General features: G+C 47.7%; 20 protein-coding genes and 1 pseudogene. 2 read left to right on the top strand and 19 right to left on the bottom strand.

The window, feature by feature from the left end:
• Positions 1 to 253 precede the first annotated feature (253 nt).
• Together ACXAGX_RS07995 and ACXAGX_RS07990 are read left to right on the top strand one after the other, a co-directional pair.
• Entirely contained in the window at positions 254 to 1,702 is a 1,449-nt protein-coding gene (locus ACXAGX_RS07995; protein ID WP_474837651.1) for a RimK family protein, read from the top strand.
• The gene (locus ACXAGX_RS07990; protein ID WP_474837649.1) at positions 1,699 to 2,829 is read left to right on the top strand and encodes a peptidase C39 family protein; all 1,131 of its coding nucleotides are present in this window, start codon (positions 1,699 to 1,701) and stop codon (positions 2,827 to 2,829) included. Before ACXAGX_RS07995 ends, ACXAGX_RS07990 begins: the two co-directional genes overlap by 4 nt.
• 44 nt (positions 2,830 to 2,873) lie before the next feature.
• Here the strand turns inward: ACXAGX_RS07990 and ACXAGX_RS07985 are convergent, their stop codons facing one another.
• From ACXAGX_RS07985 to ACXAGX_RS07895, 19 genes and pseudogenes are all read right to left on the bottom strand, one after another.
• On the bottom strand, positions 2,874 to 3,140 hold the full coding sequence (locus ACXAGX_RS07985; RefSeq protein ID WP_474818056.1) for a hypothetical protein: 267 nt from the start codon (positions 3,138 to 3,140) through the stop codon (positions 2,874 to 2,876).
• 201 nt (positions 3,141 to 3,341) lie between these two features.
• Positions 3,342 to 3,515 (bottom strand): hypothetical protein, encoded by a 174-nt coding sequence (locus ACXAGX_RS07980; RefSeq protein WP_474837647.1) that lies wholly within the window; start codon positions 3,513 to 3,515, stop codon positions 3,342 to 3,344.
• A 30-nt stretch (positions 3,516 to 3,545) separates the two neighbouring features.
• Positions 3,546 to 3,887 carry a hypothetical protein gene (locus ACXAGX_RS07975; RefSeq protein ID WP_474837645.1) on the bottom strand — a complete coding sequence of 114 codons (342 nt, stop codon included), beginning with the start codon at positions 3,885 to 3,887 and terminating at the stop codon, positions 3,546 to 3,548.
• Positions 3,888 to 4,051: 164 nt separating this feature from the next.
• Positions 4,052 to 4,336, bottom strand: a complete 285-nt coding sequence (locus ACXAGX_RS07970) for a hypothetical protein (protein WP_474837643.1) — start codon at positions 4,334 to 4,336, stop codon at positions 4,052 to 4,054.
• 119 nt (positions 4,337 to 4,455) lie between these two features.
• Positions 4,456 to 5,187, bottom strand: a complete 732-nt coding sequence (locus tag ACXAGX_RS07965; protein WP_474837641.1) for a hypothetical protein — start codon at positions 5,185 to 5,187, stop codon at positions 4,456 to 4,458.
• A gap of 123 nt (positions 5,188 to 5,310) precedes the next feature.
• Complete coding sequence (locus tag ACXAGX_RS07960; RefSeq protein WP_474837639.1) at positions 5,311 to 6,657, bottom strand: hypothetical protein; 1,347 nt, start codon at positions 6,655 to 6,657, stop codon at positions 5,311 to 5,313.
• Positions 6,658 to 6,773: 116 nt separating this feature from the next.
• Positions 6,774 to 7,088, bottom strand: a pseudogene (locus ACXAGX_RS07955) (family 43 glycosylhydrolase); the annotation flags it as partial.
• A 213-nt stretch (positions 7,089 to 7,301) separates the two neighbouring features.
• A complete protein-coding gene (locus ACXAGX_RS07950; RefSeq protein WP_474818062.1) occupies positions 7,302 to 7,598 on the bottom strand; it encodes a hypothetical protein in 297 nt (98 codons plus the stop codon).
• Positions 7,599 to 7,711: 113 nt separating this feature from the next.
• The gene (locus ACXAGX_RS07945; RefSeq protein WP_474837637.1) at positions 7,712 to 8,122 is read right to left on the bottom strand and encodes a hypothetical protein; all 411 of its coding nucleotides are present in this window, start codon (positions 8,120 to 8,122) and stop codon (positions 7,712 to 7,714) included.
• Positions 8,123 to 8,127: 5 nt separating this feature from the next.
• A complete protein-coding gene (locus ACXAGX_RS07940) occupies positions 8,128 to 8,490 on the bottom strand; it encodes a hypothetical protein (protein ID WP_474837635.1) in 363 nt (120 codons plus the stop codon).
• 104 nt (positions 8,491 to 8,594) lie between these two features.
• On the bottom strand, positions 8,595 to 9,611 hold the full coding sequence (gene ylqF, locus ACXAGX_RS07935) for a ribosome biogenesis GTPase YlqF (RefSeq protein WP_474837633.1): 1,017 nt from the start codon (positions 9,609 to 9,611) through the stop codon (positions 8,595 to 8,597).
• Between the two features lie 262 nt (positions 9,612 to 9,873).
• On the bottom strand, positions 9,874 to 11,643 hold the full coding sequence (locus ACXAGX_RS07930) for a purine-cytosine permease family protein (protein ID WP_474837631.1): 1,770 nt from the start codon (positions 11,641 to 11,643) through the stop codon (positions 9,874 to 9,876).
• 368 nt (positions 11,644 to 12,011) lie between these two features.
• Positions 12,012 to 13,328, bottom strand: coding sequence for a c-type cytochrome (locus tag ACXAGX_RS07925; RefSeq protein WP_474837629.1), 1,317 nt, complete (start codon positions 13,326 to 13,328; stop codon positions 12,012 to 12,014).
• A gap of 1 nt (position 13,329) precedes the next feature.
• A complete protein-coding gene (locus ACXAGX_RS07920; protein ID WP_474837627.1) occupies positions 13,330 to 15,096 on the bottom strand; it encodes a GMC family oxidoreductase in 1,767 nt (588 codons plus the stop codon).
• A gap of 13 nt (positions 15,097 to 15,109) precedes the next feature.
• Entirely contained in the window at positions 15,110 to 15,835 is a 726-nt protein-coding gene (locus tag ACXAGX_RS07915) for a gluconate 2-dehydrogenase subunit 3 family protein (protein WP_474837626.1), read from the bottom strand.
• 266 nt (positions 15,836 to 16,101) lie between these two features.
• Positions 16,102 to 17,313, bottom strand: a complete 1,212-nt coding sequence (locus tag ACXAGX_RS07910; protein WP_474837624.1) for an MFS transporter — start codon at positions 17,311 to 17,313, stop codon at positions 16,102 to 16,104.
• 297 nt (positions 17,314 to 17,610) lie between these two features.
• A complete protein-coding gene (locus ACXAGX_RS07905; RefSeq protein ID WP_474837622.1) occupies positions 17,611 to 19,629 on the bottom strand; it encodes a PAS domain-containing hybrid sensor histidine kinase/response regulator in 2,019 nt (672 codons plus the stop codon).
• Positions 19,630 to 19,708: 79 nt separating this feature from the next.
• Positions 19,709 to 20,275, bottom strand: coding sequence for an MFS transporter (locus ACXAGX_RS07900; protein ID WP_474837620.1), 567 nt, complete (start codon positions 20,273 to 20,275; stop codon positions 19,709 to 19,711).
• Between the two features lie 133 nt (positions 20,276 to 20,408).
• Positions 20,409 to 21,131, bottom strand: coding sequence for a 3-keto-disaccharide hydrolase (locus tag ACXAGX_RS07895; RefSeq protein ID WP_474837618.1), 723 nt, complete (start codon positions 21,129 to 21,131; stop codon positions 20,409 to 20,411).
• Positions 21,132 to 21,166: the final 35 nt, after the last annotated feature.

Below are 21,166 nucleotides of genomic sequence, written 5' to 3'. Positions count from 1 at the left end.
AATAACTGATCTTAGAACTGCCATTATATGGCGACTTCGTTAAACATTTTAAACGGTTGAACGCGCAAAATGGGCCAGAAATCTTTTCCAGCAACGCTATCACAAAATCTCATGGTTACGATAAAAAAAAGCCGTGCTGAAATCTCTGGTGAATCAGCCGGTTTCCTCTACACTGCGCTTCAATATCTGCCACCTCTGAACAAGTTTAGAAGTGGCAGCAAATCACTTTTCTTTAGGAAAAAAGAAGCATTTCATGCACAAGACTTTAATCGTAGTTGATGACACCAGCGGTTTTGACATTCCTGAGCAGACAATTCTGACCTTTCAGCAATATCTGGAAGAATTTCCGAAACGCAACGAGCCGAAAACCCGGGTAATCAACCTGTGCGATACATCACGTTATTTGAGTCAGGGTTATTATTGCTCGTTATTAGCTCAAGCCCGTCAGCACCGCGTATTGCCGTCGGTGAAAACCATCAATGATTTACGCATTGTTGATGAAGGTAGTGCTCGGCTGCCTTTGCCGGAAAAATTTCAGTGGTCCGGCGCTGAAGGCATTGAGTCGTTCTTTGTACTGTTTGGTAAAACCAAAGATCAACGTTTAGCTGCTTTGGCAAAAGCGGCGTTCGAGGCGTTCCCGTGCCCGGTGCTTACCGTTGCGCTGCATATTGCGGCGGACAACATTGGTTTTATGGAAATACAACCGCGGGGCTTTGTTGATTTATCAGACGACGAAAAACAAACATGTATTGATGGGTTGCAACAATTTACCGAACAGGAGTGGCGTAGCGACCGTAAAGGCAAAAAAATGCGCTGGGACATGGCCATTTTGGTTAACCCTGATGAACCGACACCGCCGTCTGACGACAAAGCAATTCGCAATTTCGTGAAAGCTGCTGAGAAGGTTGGTTTTAACGCGGAAGTGGTTACCAGTCTAACGCCAGAAGCGGTTGGGCATTACGATGCACTGTTTATTCGTGAAACCACGGCTATTGACCATCACACTTATCGTCTTGCCCGTGCGGCAGAACGTGAAGGACTGATTGTGATTGATGACACTCAGTCCATATTGCGCTGCTGTAATAAGGTGTACTTGCAAGATGCGTTCGCGTATCAGCAAGTACCAGCACCGCAAAGCGAAATGGTGTCAAACAGTAATGACGAAACCTGTGCAGAGCTTATCAGCAAGCTGGGCTTGCCGCTGGTACTTAAACTACCAGAGAGTTCATTCTCGCGGGGTGTGTACAAAGTGGAAAGTGCCGAGGCACTGAAAACGCGACTGGTAGAAATGCTGGAAGCATCAGCGTTGGTGCTGGTACAGGAATATGTGTTTACTGAATTCGACTGGCGAATTGGTGTGTTAGGTGGCAAGCCTATTTATGCCTGTCAGTATTTCATGGCGCGCAACCATTGGCAGATTTATCACCACGAGGGTGACCGATTCAGCTCTGGTGGCTTTAAAACCATGCCGACCTTTGAAGTGCCCAAAGCTGTGCTTCAAGCTGCAATTAAAGCAGCAAAGGTCGTGGGTGATGGCCTCTATGGTGTAGACATTAAGCAATCAGGCAACAAAGTTTACGTGATTGAAGTGAACGACAATCCAAGTATCGACTCGGGTGTTGAAGATAAATACCTCGGCAAAGAACTGTATCAGTTAATCATGCAGGAATTTGCTAACAGATTGGAGTTACGCGGTCGATGAGCGCAGAACGTGCTTTACCGCTTCCAGCGATACTGAGTGTGCGCTCAGCTGACGCTGGCGATTTACCGCAGTTGTGCGACATAGAACAACGCTGTTTTGCCCACGACCGGTTAAGCCGCAGGAGAATGCGTTTTTATCTCACTGCCACCCATGCTGAACTGCTGGTGGCAGAGCGGGACGGCGTGCTGCTTGGCTATACCTTGCTACTGTTAAGGCGGGGCACCATGCTAACGCGACTGTACTCTATTGCGGTTCTGCCTGAAGCCCGTGGACAACAGGTGGCGCAATCACTGATTGCTGAACTGGAGGTCAGGGCGCTGTCGCGGGGAAAGCGCTTTATGCGTCTGGAAGTGTCTGAGGACAACAAGGGCGCCATTGCACTGTACCAGCGTTTAGGTTTTACCCAATTTGGTATGTATAACGAGTACTACGAAGATAAATCTGATGCCATTCGTATGCAGAAGGTGCTTAATTTTCCTTCCAGTACCACAGAAGTCGATGTGTACCCTTGGTACCAACAGACAACGGAATTTACCTGTGGCCCGGCATCATTAATGATGGCCATGGCAGCATTGGATAAAAACTATGTGTTGTCGCAGGAAAAAGAGTTGGCATTATGGCGTCGAGCCACCACCATTTTCATGACTTCAGGCCATGGCGGTTGCCATCCTGTGGGATTGGCGTTGGCGGCCGTAGACGAAGGTTTTAGTAGTGAAGTTTGGGTTAACCGTGCTTTTCCGCTGTTTACCGATGGCGTGCGTACAGCGCACAAGAAGGCCATTGTAGAAGTGGTGGAACAAGGCTTTCTGGACGAAGCCGAGCGCAAGCAAATCCCCATGACCATTTCAGAATGGAAAATGGAATCCGTAGACGCTTTGCTGGAAGAGGGGGCTGCGGTAATGTGCCTCATCAGCACTTATGCCTTTGACAAGAAAAAAGCGCCGCACTGGGTAACGCTAACAGCATCGGATCAACGGTGCTTTTACATTCACGACCCCGATCCGGAAGCGTTCGAAGGCCAAGCTGTGGAGTATCAGCATATCCCCGTGGCACGGGAAGATTTCACTCGCTTGGTAAGCTATGGCCGCCGGAAGGTACGAGCAATTGTCATCGTCAGGCAAGCCTGACATCAAAAGCTAAATAAGCGCTGTCCTCAGGGGCAGCGCAAAAACTAGTGACTAATTTTTGCGTTAAATGACCGCAATGAAGAAACCAATGCCGCTAAATCGCTTAAAGACTGATTGCTTAACGCTGGCTTGGTAAAGGTGGTGCCTTTGCGGGCAGTGTTGAATGCGCGTTTAATGTCGAATGCTGCAGTGCGCTCTTTCAAACGCAGCCATTCGTTTTGCAATGAACTAGGGATAACATGACGTTTAGCCAGAATCTTGTCTCGAATTTGCAACACTTGGCCAATTAATAACGTATTTTCATTTAACATTAGTAAACCTATTTTTCGTCTGGTTAGTTGTTTAAGCCTTTATTTATGGGGTCCTACAACAACTACCTGCTTTGTGACCCAGAATAAAGGAACGTCTTACACCAGAGGAAAATGCAACATTGATGCCTATAGTCTTTAGTCTAATAGGATATCGATGAAGTGCAGTTGAGAACGATAAATTGAAAAAAGGGAAGGAAGGGTTTATTCAGCAGTATGTTGGCAAGCAAAGCCTTTTGTATCCACCCGGGCGATATCTTCATTGCCGCACATTTTTTGTGCCGTAGTCTGTTGATTATCGTCGTTAAATCCTTTTGCTACGACACTTGCCGTTGCGACAACAAGAATTGCTGAAACCACTTTTGCGAATCGAGTCATTTCACTACTCCTGCACTTATAATATCCAGATTAACTCATCAAGCCTGAAAATAAGTACCCGACAAATAGTAAGGCGCCAACCAACAGGGCAGAGCGAAATAATGAAAACTTTCCGGATTTACCTGCATTTTTTTCTTGTTCAATCTGCTGGAGTATTTCTTCCACTGAACCTTCTTGCGCGCCAAAACGGGTCATTCTGAACGTACGTGTTTGCTCCGAGCAGGCGAAATCGTCGTTACAGGCTTCGCGGGTAGAGAGTAAACGTGGAGATTTATTCGCAGACACTTTGTTGGCAAATGAAGGCGCACCAGCGCTTTGTTTGCTAGTGGTGTCATTTCTGCGTTGATGATCCGTAAATTGGCGTGTAGTCATTCGCATTCCCTGCCCGACATTGTGTTCGTTTTTCATAGTGCCAGTCTATTGTTGCCGAGTGAAATATCAACAATTCATAGACGAATGACAGTATGGAATTAAAATCGTAGTTCTTTGCTTATATACCTGAAACCTGATTTTAACGCTGAGAGAACGTTAATACATTAGCGACTTGCGCGGCGCACCGGGCTTTTTCGAGCTGCTTTGAGAAACAGGTGGCCAATGCTCATGACCAAAAGAGAAAGAATAAGCGGGAACAAACCGGCTAATAGCGGGGAGATGCCACCATACGATATTGAAATGAAACTATCGCTGGTTGCTACCTGATAATCAGCTGGCGTCCAGAATGTATGATAGACACTCATTGTTAGTGCAACTGTTGCACCAATGAGACCTGATAACGTGAGCACCCATCCGGTGGCTGTGGTGATGTGTTTCCCTAAATCCATGGGAATCTCCAGGTAATTGGAACGAATTTTAACCAATTATCGTAGGAGATGGGGCTATGATCAAGTCTACGGCTATCTACTTTAGGGTAAATCGCAGTATAACCGCGATAAAATAAGATTTATCGCAAGTCCTTGGGGGACGTCGTGGCATCATCTACAACAAAGCGGCGCAGCGTAAAGCGATAATCGTCCTGCAACTGGATGCGGGTGACTTCACTTTTCTTGTCAGCCCGATAATGCCGCCAATTCCATTCACCGTCTTTCAGAATGACATTATCGATACCAAAGCGGGACATGTCATCTACCGAGTAATCAAACCCCTGTGGCCCGTAACCAAAAAAGTTCAGGAAACGCTCTTTAAGTGCTTTTACGTGCTGTCCGTAAACAGTGAAAAGATTATCAATTTCTAAATCAGCGTAAAATTGGGTTTCCTGCTTGCGCATTGCATTGATTATAATATCGAAGCCTTCGATATCTTCACTGCCTGCCCAATCTTGCTGCCAAGCACTGCCGTGCCAAAGAAGAACCGAGTCTTTTCTTAAGAACTTCTTGTTGGCAGCCGGAAAGACATAATTTGCACAAGAAGACGCACAGACTACAGATACCTCCACATTCAAATTATGTTCATGCACCCATTTTCCGAGGGCCATACCCTGAGTAACATCGCCTCCACCACTGTTGATGATCAATAAATCAGGTTTGTCGGTGGCGTTGTCAAAATCGTTGAAAACTTTCTGATTGTTTTCTTTGGTGATAGGCCCGTCGTAGTGAAGTGCGTTGACATCCCGGTTTGCCAGTGACGTGGCGAGGGCATTATTAGTCAATAGCAAAAAAACAGCTGAAACGGTCATTGAGGATTGCGTAAAACCCATCATCTTGTCCCTGATGAAAAATAAACAATGACCAGGATAATAAACGGTTCGCGTGTCAAAAACACGGTGTGTTGTCTTTTATGCAGCACATTTTATCGTGCATCAGTCCAGTCTTTTAACTGCCTTATATTGTCTTTTTAATAAACGTTCAGGCAGATAAATTACCGCAATATTCATGCTGCGGTTATCATCAGACAACATAGCGGACTGAATTTGAATTTTGGTGCCGTCAGCGCTGAACGTGGGATGAGTGTGGTCTCTTGCCGTGGGTTTATGGCCAGTGCTGAGCAGCATCATTTCATCGGTTGTGCGATCAATCAAATACAGGCTGCGGCTAAAATCATCACCTACTGCCCATCGTCCGTCAGAAGAGCCATGGACATGCCATAAACCGCTGCCACTTCGGGTTTGACCTGCAATGCGCATTTCATTGGTTCGAAGGTTAACGATACCGAGTCCAGTGGGTTTTTGTCGACTGGCCGATGGACCCCATTCATCATCGGTGCCTACTTCACGGTGCCCCATAATTGCAAAAGCCACTTCATCTTTGCTGATCACAGCTTCGTGCGTTACCCATTCATAACTGGCTTCCGGGTATAAGGCTTTCACTTCGCCGCCCACTTTCATGGTCCACATGCGTTGTGGAGATTTACCGCCGGTTTCCCAACAGAATACCAATTCCCGACTGACCCATGGGTTGGTTTGAATATGACCGAGCTGGAAGGGCAGTGCGACCACCATATCTATTTTCCCGGTGCGTAAATCCATGCTCGCAATACCGGTAGGACCTGCGCCCATATTTCGTGGACCAAAGTTTTCTTCCAGTTCCACATCATCGGGTAGGTGCCGGGCGGCTTCTTCACGGCCAATTCGAAAATAAATGATGTCCTCGGCGGCATCCAGTGCCATGTCGCCACCGGCACCCATGCTCGCTGGGACTACGCCCACCACACGCTGATAATGGCTTTTATCTTTCACCTTCCCTTTGGTGGCATCACGCAGTAAGGCCGCCATATCCACCTCAACGATTTGCTTATCGTTATCGCTGCTTCCATATCGAGGTTGTTTATCCGCGCTGAAAGAAGGATCACGCATCAGGTACAGTTTGTCCGTTTTTCTGGCGTTCACCAGCATGCCGAAGTAGCCGCCTTCACTTACCTGTACCAAAACGCCATTTTCTTCATTGACTGCCATAGCTTCGCCAGGCACACGATTCGAGCGAAACACTAACCATTTTCCATCCGCCGTCCACTGGGCATGAGTGGGATAAATTTTCGAATCGCCAACCGGTTGACTGGTGAGGAAGGCGATTTTCACTCCGGTTACCGGATCGTTTATCACCTTCCTCTCCGATGGGAATGTGTTACCGATAGACGCTTCAGCTGCAGGGGATAAGAGCGTAAACAGAATAAATATGTTTATCAGGATAAGGGCTTGTTTGGCAGTCACGAAAAGCTCACGTTTTCTTGTTATTAGAATGTAAAGGTGAGCAAAACACAGAGAGAAGACGGAAGCGAGGCATTCCGTCAATTTAGGTTAAATATGAAACTGACAGCCTAAATAGGCTAATCGCTTTCATTTTGCCGGAAGACTGGAAAGCCTTCCGCATCCCAAATAATAATGCGAGCTCGTGCATGGCGATTAGGGTCGGAAAGGGCTGAACCTCGTAACTTTTGATAGTCGAGGCTATGGTAAATCATCAGATCGGTTACGCCGTCTTCAGCTTTAACAAAACTGTTGTGACCTGGTCCGTAGCGGCCTAACTCAGCGCAAGTGGGAAATACAGGTTCCTGTTTTTTTTGCCAGCTAGCAGGGTTTAATAAATCCGCGTTTTCATCTGCCCAGAGTAATCCCATTGCATAGCGATCATCGGTTGCGCTGCACAACAATGGGATTATCTATGGGGGGCATAGCGGCAGCCATAGTTGAGAAGGCGCAGCCAAAAAGTAGGGTGCCCAAGACAGCAGACATAAACGGTGTCATCACTTTCCCTGTTAAATGTCATGTTTTAAAGTAATGTAAACTAGCACGACAGACATGAGCGCACACTATCTCACCGTTATCATTCAGCTGTGAGTTTACGATGTGAAACTTTAGTGGGAAAGAACTTCTATCAGGTTGCCTGGATCGGCGAGAATAAATTCAAAACATTGTCCGTCTTTCAATGTAATTTTCACTGCTTCCTGCGATAGTGGGATTAGGCCACCCCCTCTGGCTGTAGTTCCTTCTACTGAGGTAATATCGGTTTTCGGAAACCGGTAAGGGCCAGGAGCAAAGCTCTGGTTATACGGCGTAAACTGGAAACTATCCTCAGTGATAACCAGCTCACCATCGGCATGCACGACACCTTTTTGTAAGGTAACGGTTAAAGATTTCAGAATTCGGGTCATGGATTTTCTCCCTGTTGCGCAACTGCAATAAAGCTACAAAACAGGCGAGGGTCGGTTAACGGCATTCTGATTTGCAGCGCGACATCAAACAGTACGATATATGTACAGAGGTATCAAGCTGAAGTCTTTTCTGTCCATCGTGCTGCATATGGATCTGAATACCGGTAAAGAGAGGTCATGGCAGGCATAGCGATAACCAGCCAGCAGAGCACAGCGATAAACCTGAGAAGCACTTCATTACTGGATACGCTGAAAATCATATATCCGGAAAACAAATAAGCGGCGGTAAAGGCGATAGTAAGCAACCAGAAAAGGGTACGCCAAAACTGCGGATCCAGAAGGGGCTTATTACGCTTTTCAATTAATTCGATAACTGTCAGCAGGATAGCCACAATCAACGGGCTGTAGCGACTTAAAAAGCCGCCAGCGTCTGCTGTAATTTTGAGCTGGAGATAATATAACGCGGGAATGATAAGTGCGGCACCATAAACCAGCACACCAGTTACATTTACTATACGTGGCATGGCTGTTACACCAGCAGGTTGTTAAACAGCAATCCCGGCATGAAAAAGCCGGAAGCGAACACAACAGAGCCGGTAAGCATAAGCGCAGTCACGCAGAATACAGCCTGGCAGCCGAAAACAGCAGGCCGTGCGCTGGCACTGTGTTTTAACGTGATTATAGCGAGCGTTAAAGCTCCCTGTGCAATACGATAATAATGGTCAAGCCACACCAGCGCTGGTTTAAAGAAAAACAGCAGGAAAGCGAATGCGACTTCTATACCGCCAAACTGCACCAGCATGGCTATTTCCGGTGCGAAAATGCCAATGGCAAGAATGCCCAGTCCCACCGCCAATTTTTGCAACAGCGATAAATCTTCCCAGTTTCTCATAACGTTCCCTCGTAAATAAAAGGCAGCCTGAATCCTATAGTCTGCCCGTTTGCGATTTTATTACAGTAATTGAGTCAAAAATTGTGTCAGCTAAAAATCGGCGCTTAGCGTTGACGCTGCCGATTCTGCTTTTTCATTCGCTTGCTTTGTTCTTCCCGCTTTTCGTTGCGACGCTCTTTACGATCCTGCCGCTCTGGCGTGGCGGACCCCTGTTTGAATTTTTCCTTGCGTTTAGCCTTATCGGCCGCTTTTTTAGCGGCCGCTTCTGCCATCTCAATTTTCTCTTTTTCAAGCATCGCAGGGGTTTCCAGGGTGATGCGCCCCAGTTTACCGGCTTGCAATTCGGTGAGCAGAATTTCGCAAATTTTATGAAGATTCACGCGGCCACCAGCCATGATAGCGCCACGAGTACGCGCTGCTGCTTCCAGAAATTCAATTTCGGTATCGGGTAATTCGTCCAGCTTGAAACGGGCTTTCATTTCTTCCGGATAAGCTTTAATCAAATAATCGGCAGCATAGAAACCCACATCATCAAATTCCATGGCGGTATTTTTTACCGCGCCAGATGCCGCAAGGCGATAAATGGAGTTCGGGTTTTCTTGTTTCGGCCACAGTACGCCAGGGGTATCGAACAGAATAATACCGTTACCCAAATTAATGCGCTGCTGCATTTTGGTTACCGCCGGTTCGTTACCGGTTTTGGCGATAGTGCGGTCTGCCAGAATATTGATCAGCGTCGATTTTCCCACGTTAGGAATACCGGTGATCATGGCGTGAATGGCTTTGCCTGGCCCGGCTTTCTGCGGAAACATGTCTTTCACAATGCTCGCAATATGTTTGGCGTTACCAGGATTATCTGTAGAGGTAGTAATGGTGCGCACACCACGTTCGCTTTCAAGGTGCGCTTGCCATTCGGCCACTAATTCAGGGTCGGCTAAATCAAACTTATTCAGAATTTTTAGCGCAGGTTTATCACCACGGATTTTCGCAATTTCCGGGTTTTCACTGGAATAAGGGATGCGGGCATCCAGTACTTCAATCAGCACATCTACATCACTGAGTGATTCTTTAATTTCTTTAAGGGCCTTGTGCATATGCCCCGGAAACCAGTGTAACGCCACGGTCTTCTTTCCTGTCAATCTTTAATGGCGGTAGTTTACTTTATTGAGAAAAATTTGCTCGGGGAATTCACGCAGCATTCACTTAATGCTTTCTTTATCGCGCTCAGATAACCGGGAAAAGGTGTTTTTCAGCAGAAAACTGATGGTGAAGTATTGTGTTGTTATTATCAGGCTAAAAATGGATTATCAGACGTGACGAAGAAAAAATGAATTAGCCCTGAGCGAAAGAGCTAATTCATTTTTATAAACAACAGCAGCTTAGCTACGCTTTCTCAGCGCCATCACTACTGTCATCTGTACCGTCACTTACACGCATGGCGACCAGTGCCAGTATGAAGTAAGCAAGGGTTAAAGCTATTGCGGTGTAGAAGTAATCCTGCTTCATCACGCTCATTGTGAGCACGTCAGGTGAGGTATAAACCAGTCGCACCGCGCCCATTACCATAAATACGAGAATTGCTCCGGCACCTATGAGTAGCATTTTTGCTGTCCGGGCAGTGTGCAACTGTTCAGGGTCCAGCTCTTCAAACGTTGCTTCGGCACTTTCGGCCAGTCTGTTCAATTCAAAATCAACCAACAGTTTGTCTCGTTCTGCTTGTCGGGTTTCATCAACTGGGTAAGAATCCTTCGCCCCCAACATCCGCGCAATGGGCGGGTATAACACCAGCGCGATAAGGTATTCGGGAAGGAATATGTAATAAAAGCTCATCGCATGGGTAAGTACCATTGCTACAGCAAAAGCAAGCGAGATACCCCAGACAATCAGGGCAGCATAGTTAAGCGGCTGACCCAGATACCGGGACCAGTAACGGGTTAACCCCATCCTGGGTAATATATAGTGCTCTGCAATCGTAATGGCACCAATAGGGCATAAAAGAATTGCACCGTACACCGTGAGTGGCATTACTGACTGTGCGACGAAGGGGAAACAGGCGGCGACAGCAATAACGGCACCAGTAATAGCGGTAACCTTGCTTCTTGAGGTTTTCGGCATTAGTGAATTGGCAGCGAGGCCTGCACGGTATAAACAGGCGTTGGCAGTAGTCCAGCCCGCACAGATTACCGCGAGTAAACCAATGTACCCCAGTGTATGAAACGCCACGTCAGCAGAATCCAGATTCACCAGAGACTTACCGAGGATGATTGCAGCTCCGGCCCCCATCAGCCCCGCGCAAATCCAGCCTAAATAGTGGCCGAGGAACATACCAATACCGGAAAAAACGCCATACCATTTGCGGTGTGCAAAACGGAATGTGGCCATATCAATGAGGCCAAGATGCACCATTGCGCCATTGGCCCACGCAAATGCGGCCACTTCCCACATTGAAATACCGGCTTCGCCTTCGGGGGTTGTGCCCGTCCAGATTGTCTCTTTGGCGATCATAATAAACTCGTCGAAACCTGAAATGCCGCTGCCACCCGTGACATTCAGGCTTAGTGAAGGTAGTGCGATTGCGGCACCACAAACAAAGCAGGTCAGCATCCATGGCGCACAAATCGTAGCGAAATTTGCCATTGCCTCAAAACCGCGAGCGGCAACAAAAACAACAACAGCACTTAATAAAAGGGTAACTACGATAAAAGCAAAGGAGGTGGGGTAAGCTTCGAGCTGTACGGGCAAATCTAACGCAAACCGGACTGCATAGGCTGAGACGGTTATCATTGCAGCCGCAAGGGAGCCGTAAAACAGCAAAATAGCGGTGTTGTATATTTTACTGAAATAAGGACCTGTTATCTGTTCAAGATAGCTGAATAAAGTTCGCCGGGTTTCAACGGCAATGGGGGTGGTTACCAGTGTCCAGCTGATTACCGCCAGCAAATTACCGATTAGCAGCCCCATCAGCAGTTCCATGGTGCCTACGCCCATGGTGACAAAGGTAATACCGATAACAAATTCGGTGGCCGCGATGTGCTCACCACCGAAGAGGCCGGCGAAGTAACGCCATTCCCGTACATAGTGAGCGGCGGGCGGAATAGCGCCTCTGAGATGACCTGGGCGTTTAGGTTTTGCAGTACTGATAGTTTTGGACATAACTTACTTGTACTTTTCCTTGTAGTGGTGACCTTTTATATTTCACTTTACAGCAGAAAAGTTATCCAACGTTTTCATCGACCATGCGATACGGCATAAATCGTTAAGCAGACTAATGCGAACGCAGGAATATTACACTTTTGCTGCACACGAAATCAGGCGTTGTTTTAATTTTGTTAATATACTTCTCTTTGTTACGAATGAAAATACTGTTTCGCTTAGATTTAATTTTGAAATGTATTTGCCGAAATTAGGCGTAGCCCTTAATTGCACAAATCTTCTGTTCTGAATGAACGCTTCACGGTTCATCCGAACACCATAGAAAACCAGAAAGCTAAGGCGAGGTGCGCTAACCTCGCCTTATACTATTATTCAGCCTGAACCAGTTTATTCCGGGCTTTGAGCTTTTCTCGCACGTCGGCAACCGATGATTCCGTTACCGGAATAGCAGCGTTACCCCAGCTATTGCGAATGTAGTTGAGAATATCTGCTATTTCACGGTTATTCATTTTCCAGGCGAAGGACGGCATGCCTGCCGCAGTGGGTTTCATCTCTGTAGATGGGGCGCGAGCCCCTAATAACATGGCATGCAGCAGATTGGTCGGGTCATCATTCAGGATGCTGCCATTATGTATGAAAGAGGGCACCATTCCTTTTATACCTTCACCTTCAACACCATGGCATGCCGCGCAGTTTATCTCATAGGTTAGTTCCCCGCCGGATGTGGTGAGTGACGGTGCGCTTTCAGAAACTGACTTTCCAGAAGGTGGCTTTCCGGAAGGTGCTTGGGCCTGAAGATATGTAACAAGCGAGTCAATATCGTCGCCCCTGAGGTACTGCAAAGAGAATTCGATGGCTTCCGCCATGGGACCTGCCGCTACTGCGTGGCCGTTAGTACCGGTGTGCAGATAAGCAGCTAATTCATCTGCACTGCCACCAACCAGCGTGCCAGGATTTGGTGTGATATCCGGCGCATACCAGTCGCCCATATTGTAGCCTTGAAAATACTGGTCGTTCTGTTCCGCGCCAAGCAGATTTCGCGGTGTATGGCACGTTCCGCAGTGGGCAGGGCCCTCTGCTAAATAAGCACCTCTGTTATACGCCTCAGACTGATTTGGATTATGGGCGAATCCTTCGTTTTCGAAAAACAGCAGGTCCCAGCCAGCCATGGCCAGACGAATATTGAAAGGAAAACTCATTCCTTCGGTTTCGTTAATTTCGTGACGGACAGGTGTAATGGTGGACATATATGCCCAGAGTGCATGCATGTCGTCGTCAGACATTTTGCGGTAGGCAGTAAAAGGCATCGCCGGATAAAGTAACCCGTGTGAGCCAATACCCTGACGTATCGCATTATAAAAATCCCGCTCTGTCATATCACCAATGCCCGTTTGAGGGTCGGGAGTAATATTCGAACTTGTCAGTGAGCCAAAATTTGTGGTGATTTCGTAACCCCCGGCAAAGTCACCGTTTGATTCAGTGTGGCAAGCCACACAATCCCCGGTGCGCATCACATATTCACCCCGGGAAATTAACGCCTTGTCATCGAATACTACATCTTTAAGTGGTGTTGTATCATCAGCCACGTCAGACGCGCTCGTATCCAGCGCGTTATAAAGCAATATTCCCGAAACGGCAGCAATTACCACCATAACAGCGGCTATTCCTTTTAGTTTTGAAGACATATCAGGCCCCTATTAATTTGCCGGTTCGTTGCATATATTGTTCGTGAATAGCTCTGGCCGCTTTCACGGCCAATGCTCCGACAGTAAGAGTAGGGTTGTAGCCACCATTATTCGGAAAGGCTGATGCTCCAACTACAAACACGTTAGGAACGTCCCAGCTTTGCAGATGAGTATTGACTGCTGATGTAGCGGGATCTGCGCCCATTACCGCACCGCCACAGGTATGAGAGCTGCGCTGCATGTAAGGATTCCAGCTGGTATCTGTCTGCTTATTAACCTCAATATGCTGACCACCGGCTTCGACCATAATTTCTCTGGCTTTGTCGGTGACGTGTTTTATCATCTGCGTATCATTTTTATTCCAGTCAAAAGTCACCCTCATTAATGGCTGGCCGTGGCGGTCCTGATAATTTGTGTCGAGGTCCAGGTATGCTCGCTGAACCGGCATCGACGTGCCCTGGCAAAAAATAGTCGCGGAGGTTTGGTAGTGTTGTGAATACGCTTTCTTCCACTCGGAGCCCCAGCGTTTAGTCCCTTTTGGCAATTCATCCATATGCGCAATCGGGCGGCCGTCGGTGCTATAGCCCATGACGCCTGCACCGCCGATAAAGCCAAGTCCACTGTGATCAAAATTGTCCCCGTTGAAGTCATCTATCTGCACGCCGAGCGCACCCGCTCCGATAAACGGATTCATTTTCTCATCAGGGAAAAAAGCCTTAACTGTAGAGCCGGTTTGATAGTTGTAGTTGCGCCCAACCGTGCCTTCCCCGGTTTTTACATCGTAAGGTTTGCCAATTTTTGACAGCAGCATCAACCTCACATTATCCATCTGGTACGCCGTAATACACACCACGTCAGCAGGTTGAAAGCCAACCTCACCATCACGGGTAATGAAGCTTACTCCCCGCGCCATTTTGCCGTCATCATGTTTAACAGCATGAAGGACTTCAGTTTCGGTCAGTAATGTAAAATTCTTTCGGCGCATCAGAACCGGAAGAATACACGCTTGTGGAGACGACTTTGAAAAGTTGCCGCAGCCGTGGAAATCACAGAAACCACAATAGGTGCAGGGCCCCATCGTAACTCCCAGATCATTAGTATAAGCTTCTGACAAATTTCCTGCTGGAACGGTAAAAGGGTGATAGCCCATTTTCTGAGTGGTGCTGCGGAATTTGTCCATCCAGTGAGAATCTTTGAGTGGAGGCGTCGGATAATCCCTTGACCGCGGTCCTTCGAAAATATTGCCGCCGGTTTGTTTAGCGCCATTAATGTTACCCGCTTTACCAGAAGTGCCAGCAATCCGTTCGAATCGATCATAAAATGGCTGCATGTCGTTGTAGGTAACGCCCCAATCCTGCAACTGCAATCCCTGCGTGTACTTTTCACCATAGCGTTCACGGGTCTTTGAAGCGACTTCAAAATCCCACGGCAGGAAGCGCCAGCTCATGCCTGCCCAGTGGGTTCCTGCACCACCTACGTTCCAGCCAAACTGGTACGCTGACCAGTTGCGAACCGGCGCTGCTGTTTGGCTAGGGTTGTTGCGGAATGTTGTTGTCTCAACACTCATTGGCTGAAGTAGTTCTCGCCGGGTGTGCCATTTCAGCTCATCAGGATCGACGGCCGGGGGAAAATCGGTAGAGGTGTCGCGCCAGGCTCCGCGTTCAATACCTACAACACTGAGCCCGGCGCGGGTAAGTTCTTCGGCCATAATGGAACCTGCCCAGCCCATTCCCACGATAACGACATCTGCTTTTGCTCTGTTATTCATGCGATCCTCCAGATTATTCGCCGGGGATCAGGCTTACAGGGATTAACTGCAAATCCTGATTTCGTTTATCAACATACTTTCGATAGTCATACCGGGCGCCCGGAAATCCAATCATCTTCCAGCCTGCCATTGCCTGGTTTCCACCATACACAGGATCAGCAAGATAACTTTCCCTCACGTTCTGTAGCATCAGCTCGAAAAAGGCTTGTCCATGCACACCGTTATCCAGCGAAATTTCACCAGCTTCAAGTTGTGTAAGTACAATATCTAAACGCGCATGCTCCAGTTCTGCGATATCTTTTCCTTCGGTTCTGGCAACATAATTACGCAACGCGCGAATCCCTGATGCGTAGCGTTCTCTCGGCGTAGAGAGAAATTGCGGAGAGCCCATGATGGCTTCTTCGTTTTCAGGCTTTAGTGGCTTATCGAGATAAAGGGCTTTTCCAGCGCCGTAGTCGCCGGCAAGTTGATTATCCAGAAAGCGTAACGCACCTGACTGAGAAGCTGACGGGCCATGTTCATCAGCGGGGATAAGGCGGTCGAACACAGCTGCGAGAGCGTTTCTGTCACCTTCATCAGTGAGTACATGCCAGCGCGAGGTATCAGCGGGGTGGGGAAGGTGATCGCTACTTTGCTGGGTTTTATCAGGAAAACTTTTGAGTTCTTTCGCATTAGCGCTGGACAGTGATACTACAGCCGCAACTTTCCCCATAGAGAGGAGTGCGTCCCGACGATCCATAATGTCTCCTTACGGACAAAAGGCCAAGTCACTGCAGTGCAACCAGTCGCGACGCAGAGATTCAGCACAAAGTCTGGTGTGAAAATAGAGTAGATAGCGGGAAGGCTGCAATTTTCGCAAAGGGAAATTTGAGTTTATCCCGCCTATCAGGGTGGTTTTGAAACTTTTATGTCAAATTGGAGGTTTTGGATTTTTTATTTCATGCACTTGCAGTCAACTAACAGATTTTGTAGATGAATAACTAATCCTGTGTTGCTGCTGCCTGGTTAGGATGATGCAGCAGCTTTTACAGTGGCAGGCTGTTTTTGCTTTCTGAACGGGTCGGTGTAGTAAAGTGCAATCCATATCACAACACCCGCCAGTGAAAGCGCGATGGCAACATAGCCACAAGCCGCCCAGCCCAAACGTGTGCCTGTTACCGCCATACCGGCGAGCCAAGGGCCAATTGCATTGGCAACGTTGAATGCGGCCTGATTTGCAGCACCGGCCAGAGACTGGGCGTTGCCGGCAACATCCATTAAACGGGTTTGCAGTGGTACTGTCATACCGCCACCAAAACCTACCAGAAATAGCGCTAGCCCCATCAGCAGGCCATTATGTACAGATACCGCATACACGCCGCCGGCGATGCCCAGTACCAATTGAAAGCCTAATGCGGCAATAAGTAATCGCCCACCGGCAACTTTACCCGCAAGATAATTACCCAGCGTGATCCCGAGTCCATAACACAACAGAATAATGTTGACGCCCCATTCCGGGTTACCGATGTTTTCCAGATAAGTAGCACTGGCAAATGAATAAACGGAGAACATGCCACCAAAACCGATGGCACTCATTAGCAGTACCAGAAGCACATTTTTGTTTTTCAGTGCCCCCAGTTCTGTCAGCGGATTAGCGTCTCTGTTCCAGCCTCTGTAAGGTGCTGTCTTCCAGACCATAATGAAGGTTATCGCCGCCAGCGCAGTGATCAGATAAAACCCGCTTCGCCAGCCCAGGTATTGTCCAATCGCGTTAATAACAGGTACACCGATTACGTTTGCGATGGCTAATCCCAATAAAATATGACTGACAGCTTCTGCCCTTTTTGCTCGTCCGGCAATGTCGGCAGCAAACAACATAGCAATGCCAAAGTAGGCGCCGTGGGGTAGCCCGCTGATGAAGCGCGCAAGGTTCATGAAGGTAATGTCTGTGGCGAAAGCCGTTAAAAGATTGCCACAGGTGTAAGCCAGCATCAGTGCCACCAGCATATATTTTCGTGGAAAACGGGAACAGAAAACGGTGATTAGCGGTGCACCAACCACAACACCAAGGGCATAGGCACTGATTGCTGTGCCAGCTACATCCTCAGAAATATTGAAATCATTAGCGAAGTAGGGGAGCAAGCCCATTGCAGCAAATTCGCTGGCACCAATGGCGAATCCGCCAAATGCGAGCCAGAAAGTAACTGCGAGCAGACTGTATTCTTTTTTATGCGACATAAATAAATTCCGTGAAAATGGTCACGACAGACCTTGCGAAATAATGAAAGCTGGCGGCATCGTCAACGCTAATAAAACAAGCACTGACTGCAGTCAGAAGCAGGCTTACTCTCACACATACCCGTTAATGCGACAGAATACGATTTTTTTGGAATTATTATTTTAGAGTACGTGTTTTCGAAAAGTAATTTTCATATGTCGTCGTTACGACGAGCGCAGAAAATAGTTCAGATTTAACCTGAAAAAGAATTTTATTAGCAAATTCATAACAACAGGTGATGCTAATGAACCGTTAGGTTAGTCTTTAGCTTGGTTTTCTGATTTAGATTGCTTAATCTGCTCAATCAAAGGCACCAGATCATTCACGTTAAGGGGTTTGACAAGATGGTGATGAAAACCAGATTCTTTGGAGCGTTGAATGTGGTCTGGCTGACCCCATCCCGTTTGTGCCACAAATGTCGCATTTTTCAGCGTAGGTATTTTTTGAAGCGCGATGCATAAATCATAGCCATTCATACCCGGCATACCAATATCCAGTAAAAATAAATCCGGCGTCAGCTGTTCTACCGCTGCCAGCGCTGAAGGACCATCTTCAACAACGATGACATCGCAACCCTTGGCTTCGAGTATCCATCCCATCGTGATAGCGGCGTCCTGATTATCGTCAGCAATAAGCACAGAAAGCGAGGATTCAGCAGCATCCGGTGACTTCGTATCAAAAACCGGAGAATGGGGGGCGATTTGATTATCAGCAGCTACCTGCGGAAAGGAGACGGTAAAACAGGTTCCGTTGCTGTCACTCTGTACCGTAATATCACCGTCGTGGAGCTCCACAAGTCGCTTAACCAATGTCAGACCAATTCCCAGCCCGCCCTGAGAGCGCTCCAGCACACCTACAATCTGTGAAAACATATCAAATATATCAGGTAGCTTTTCCTGCGGGATACCAACGCCGTTGTCGCTGATTTTCACAACTATGGTACTGCCGGTTGCAATTACCTCAATTTTAATTTTACCGCCATCCGGGGTGTATTTTGCCGCATTGTTAAGAATGTTAGTGAATATCTGCGCGAGCCGGATGTGGTCTCCATAAACCCACGCCCCGTCAGGGAGACTAACAGTAACGGTATGCTGGTTTTCATCGATCAATGGCTGGGCTGTTTCGATGGCATCCTGAACAGCTTCACAGATATTTAATGAAGCCCGGTTCAAACGAATTTTCCCACGGGTAATGCGGGAGACATCCATCAAATCATCAACCAGGCGCACCATTTGTAAAACCTGACGTTCGACCAGTCTGAACGCTTCCTGTTTCTGGTTTGATGAAAAAGAATCCGTCCGGATAATTTCCAGTGAATTGCGGATTGGCGCGAGCGGATTTCGAAGTTCGTGTGCCAGCGTTGCCAGAAATTCATCTTTACGTCTGTCGGCTTCCTGCAGCGCGTTCAGTGCATTCTGTTCTGCCGTGATGTCTACGCCAACGCCAGGGAAACTAACAGCCTCGCCGTTATCGTCATAGATAGCTTTGCCACGAAACGCCCCCCACCGGATACTGCCGTCTTGCTGTAAGACTCGATAGCGGTGATCGTAGAACTTGCCGTTGGTAATACTTTCCTGAATCCTCTTATTAACGTCATCGATATCATCCGGATGGATAGATTCCTGTGGACGCTCAATCGGTACGCCTTGCTCAGCCTCTTCAGGTGTCAGGTTGAAAATTTCACCCAAACGCTGGTCACAAACAAAGAGGTTATTTTTGATATCCCAGTTCCAGATACCAAAACTGTGTGATGCCTCAAGAGCCAGGCGCTGTCGTGACTCTGCCTCCCTTGCTATTTTTTCTGCCTCATAGCGCTCTGTAATATCCCGGGTTGAACCAGTAATCGCTTCCACATTGCAGTCGGCATCAAATACAGGGACAAATTTATATTCATACACCCGTAGACCATGCATACCATGATAGGGCACATCACCTCTCAGTGGCTTTTTCGTCGTGATAACCTGTTTAATCTCACGCATGTGCATGTCAGCTTGCCACTTTTCATAATTTAACTCATACAGGCTTTTGCCAATGGCTTGTTCCCACGTTATTCCCCAGATATCCAGTAACGCATTGTTCACGTAGGTGAAACGTCCTTCAAGATCAAAGGTATAAACGGGATCAGGGTTATGGGAGAGGGCTGCTTCATAAAGACGCTGTTGTTTGAGAAGACATGCTAACGCCTCGCTAGAGACTTGAAGTTGGCTTTCAGCACTGTGTGGTGTTAGTAATTCTAGAATACGACTAACCGGGAGTTCTGCACTTGAGTTTTTCAAGTATTTCTCGACTTTTCTGCAGCTTAGAACTCTATCCTAGTGCAGAACGCAATAGTGTGCGACATATTTCATCACTTATTTAGCCGTGAACCTGAGATTTCTGGTAAGGAACAAATCTGCTTAGCAGCAGTACCAGTGCAAGCAGCAGTACCAGTGCAAGCAGCGGAATTAGCAGTAAAAGCGCAGTGGACAGGCTAGAATGCTCAGCAACTACGCCGATACTCGCAGGTCCTAAAAGCACTCCGGAAAATCCGAGAGTGGATACGGCGGGCACGGCGGTACTCTGGGGCATGGCAGTCTGGTTAGCAATGGCGGTGAACATCACCGGCACCACATTTGCTGCACCTAGGCCAATCAAGAAATAGCCCGCAATTGATGTAACTGAATAAGGCATCGCCAGCAGTATTACAAGACCAATTGCGGAAGTCAGCGTGCCTGCAATCACCACACGAACCCCGCCAAATTTCGACACCACGGTATCACCAGTGAACCTGCCGGCGGTCATCGCAATGGAAAAGGCGGCAAACCCGAGGCCACCAAGATTGATTGGCAACGACCGGTATTCAGTGAGGAACAGACTGCTCCAGTCGAGCACAGCGCCTTCTGCAAGAAAGAAACAAAAACAAATGGTACCGATGGCTAACACGGCGCCTCGCGGTAACGCGAAAGCCGGGCCAGTTTGTTGCTCGCTTTTAAGCCTGCAAGGACGATGATGCTGGCTGATTTATCCGGCGAAGTTCTGTCGGCATCATACTATGTAGTACTACCTTTAAAAAATTCTATAACTCTCGTATCTTAATGTTGCGGAAATAAATGGGGGAGGTCCATTCTTGCAGCACAATATGGCCTTTGCTTGTCGCACCGAATTGCGGCAGTTCTTTAAAACGGGATTGCGCCAGCCAATTTTTCCATTCACTACTTTTGAAGTCGACTGAAGCGGTGAGGGTACCATTCAGGTAGAACTCAACTTTGCCGTTGTTCTGTTTGATCACCGAGTGATTCCATTGACCGTCGCTGTGCACTTTTGCCGTTGTCAGTGGAGAGGTGTATCCAAAAATATCCCCGGAACGCTTAGCCGGGTCGTCGTTATCTTTATGAGCAGTGCCTAATAGCTGGTACTCAGGGCCAGTTTGCCAGGCAATTTGATGTTCCGGCGTTTCCTGCACATTAATAAACACACCGCTATTACCATTAACCGGTGATTTCCATTCAAACTGTAGCTCGTAGTTTTCAAATACTTTGTCGGTTGCCAAATCACCGTGTTGAACATCGCTGGCTTTCAGGTTCACGGTTAATACGCCGTAGTGTACTTCCCAGGCGGATTTTGCATCAGGATGCTGAAACGGGTGCCAGCCATTTGTTGTATTGCCATCGAATAACAGCTGCCAACCTTGCGCTTCTTCAGCTGGGGTAAGGGCATTTATTTCGCCAAAGGCATTAAAGCTGGAAGCAGAAAGTGTGAGGGTTACTGCTATGCCAAACCAAGAAGCACGGGACATCATATTGTTACCTTAATCAAATTTTTAACAAGAATGCC

Source organism: Alteromonas sp. ABV4_515 (genome assembly GCF_056160345.1).
The sequence above is the reverse complement of the archived record's forward strand: the minus strand, read 5'-3'. Positions and strand labels throughout refer to the sequence as shown.

What these genes read in the sequence shown, in the direction of transcription:
- ACXAGX_RS07930 (WP_474837631.1), bottom strand. Translation starts at nt 11,643, where the DNA reads ATGTCCAAAACTATCAGTACTGCAAAACCTAAACGCCCAGGTCATCTC.
- ACXAGX_RS07970 (WP_474837643.1), bottom strand. Translation starts at nt 4,336, where the DNA reads ATGGATTTAGGGAAACACATCACCACAGCCACCGGATGGGTGCTCACG.
- ACXAGX_RS07965 (WP_474837641.1), bottom strand. Translation starts at nt 5,187, where the DNA reads ATGACCGTTTCAGCTGTTTTTTTGCTATTGACTAATAATGCCCTCGCC.
- ACXAGX_RS07940 (WP_474837635.1), bottom strand. Translation starts at nt 8,490, where the DNA reads ATGAGAAACTGGGAAGATTTATCGCTGTTGCAAAAATTGGCGGTGGGA.
- ACXAGX_RS07975 (WP_474837645.1), bottom strand. Translation starts at nt 3,887, where the DNA reads ATGACTACACGCCAATTTACGGATCATCAACGCAGAAATGACACCACT.
- ACXAGX_RS07920 (WP_474837627.1), bottom strand. Translation starts at nt 15,096, where the DNA reads ATGAATAACAGAGCAAAAGCAGATGTCGTTATCGTGGGAATGGGCTGG.
- ACXAGX_RS07915 (WP_474837626.1), bottom strand. Translation starts at nt 15,835, where the DNA reads ATGGATCGTCGGGACGCACTCCTCTCTATGGGGAAAGTTGCGGCTGTA.
- ACXAGX_RS07945 (WP_474837637.1), bottom strand. Translation starts at nt 8,122, where the DNA reads ATGCCACGTATAGTAAATGTAACTGGTGTGCTGGTTTATGGTGCCGCA.
- ACXAGX_RS07950 (WP_474818062.1), bottom strand. Translation starts at nt 7,598, where the DNA reads ATGACCCGAATTCTGAAATCTTTAACCGTTACCTTACAAAAAGGTGTC.
- ACXAGX_RS07925 (WP_474837629.1), bottom strand. Translation starts at nt 13,328, where the DNA reads ATGTCTTCAAAACTAAAAGGAATAGCCGCTGTTATGGTGGTAATTGCT.
- ACXAGX_RS07985 (WP_474818056.1), bottom strand. Translation starts at nt 3,140, where the DNA reads ATGTTAAATGAAAATACGTTATTAATTGGCCAAGTGTTGCAAATTCGA.
- ACXAGX_RS07995 (WP_474837651.1), top strand. Translation starts at nt 254, where the DNA reads ATGCACAAGACTTTAATCGTAGTTGATGACACCAGCGGTTTTGACATT.
- ACXAGX_RS07895 (WP_474837618.1), bottom strand. Translation starts at nt 21,131, where the DNA reads ATGATGTCCCGTGCTTCTTGGTTTGGCATAGCAGTAACCCTCACACTT.
- ACXAGX_RS07990 (WP_474837649.1), top strand. Translation starts at nt 1,699, where the DNA reads ATGAGCGCAGAACGTGCTTTACCGCTTCCAGCGATACTGAGTGTGCGC.
- ACXAGX_RS07910 (WP_474837624.1), bottom strand. Translation starts at nt 17,313, where the DNA reads ATGTCGCATAAAAAAGAATACAGTCTGCTCGCAGTTACTTTCTGGCTC.
- ACXAGX_RS07980 (WP_474837647.1), bottom strand. Translation starts at nt 3,515, where the DNA reads ATGACTCGATTCGCAAAAGTGGTTTCAGCAATTCTTGTTGTCGCAACG.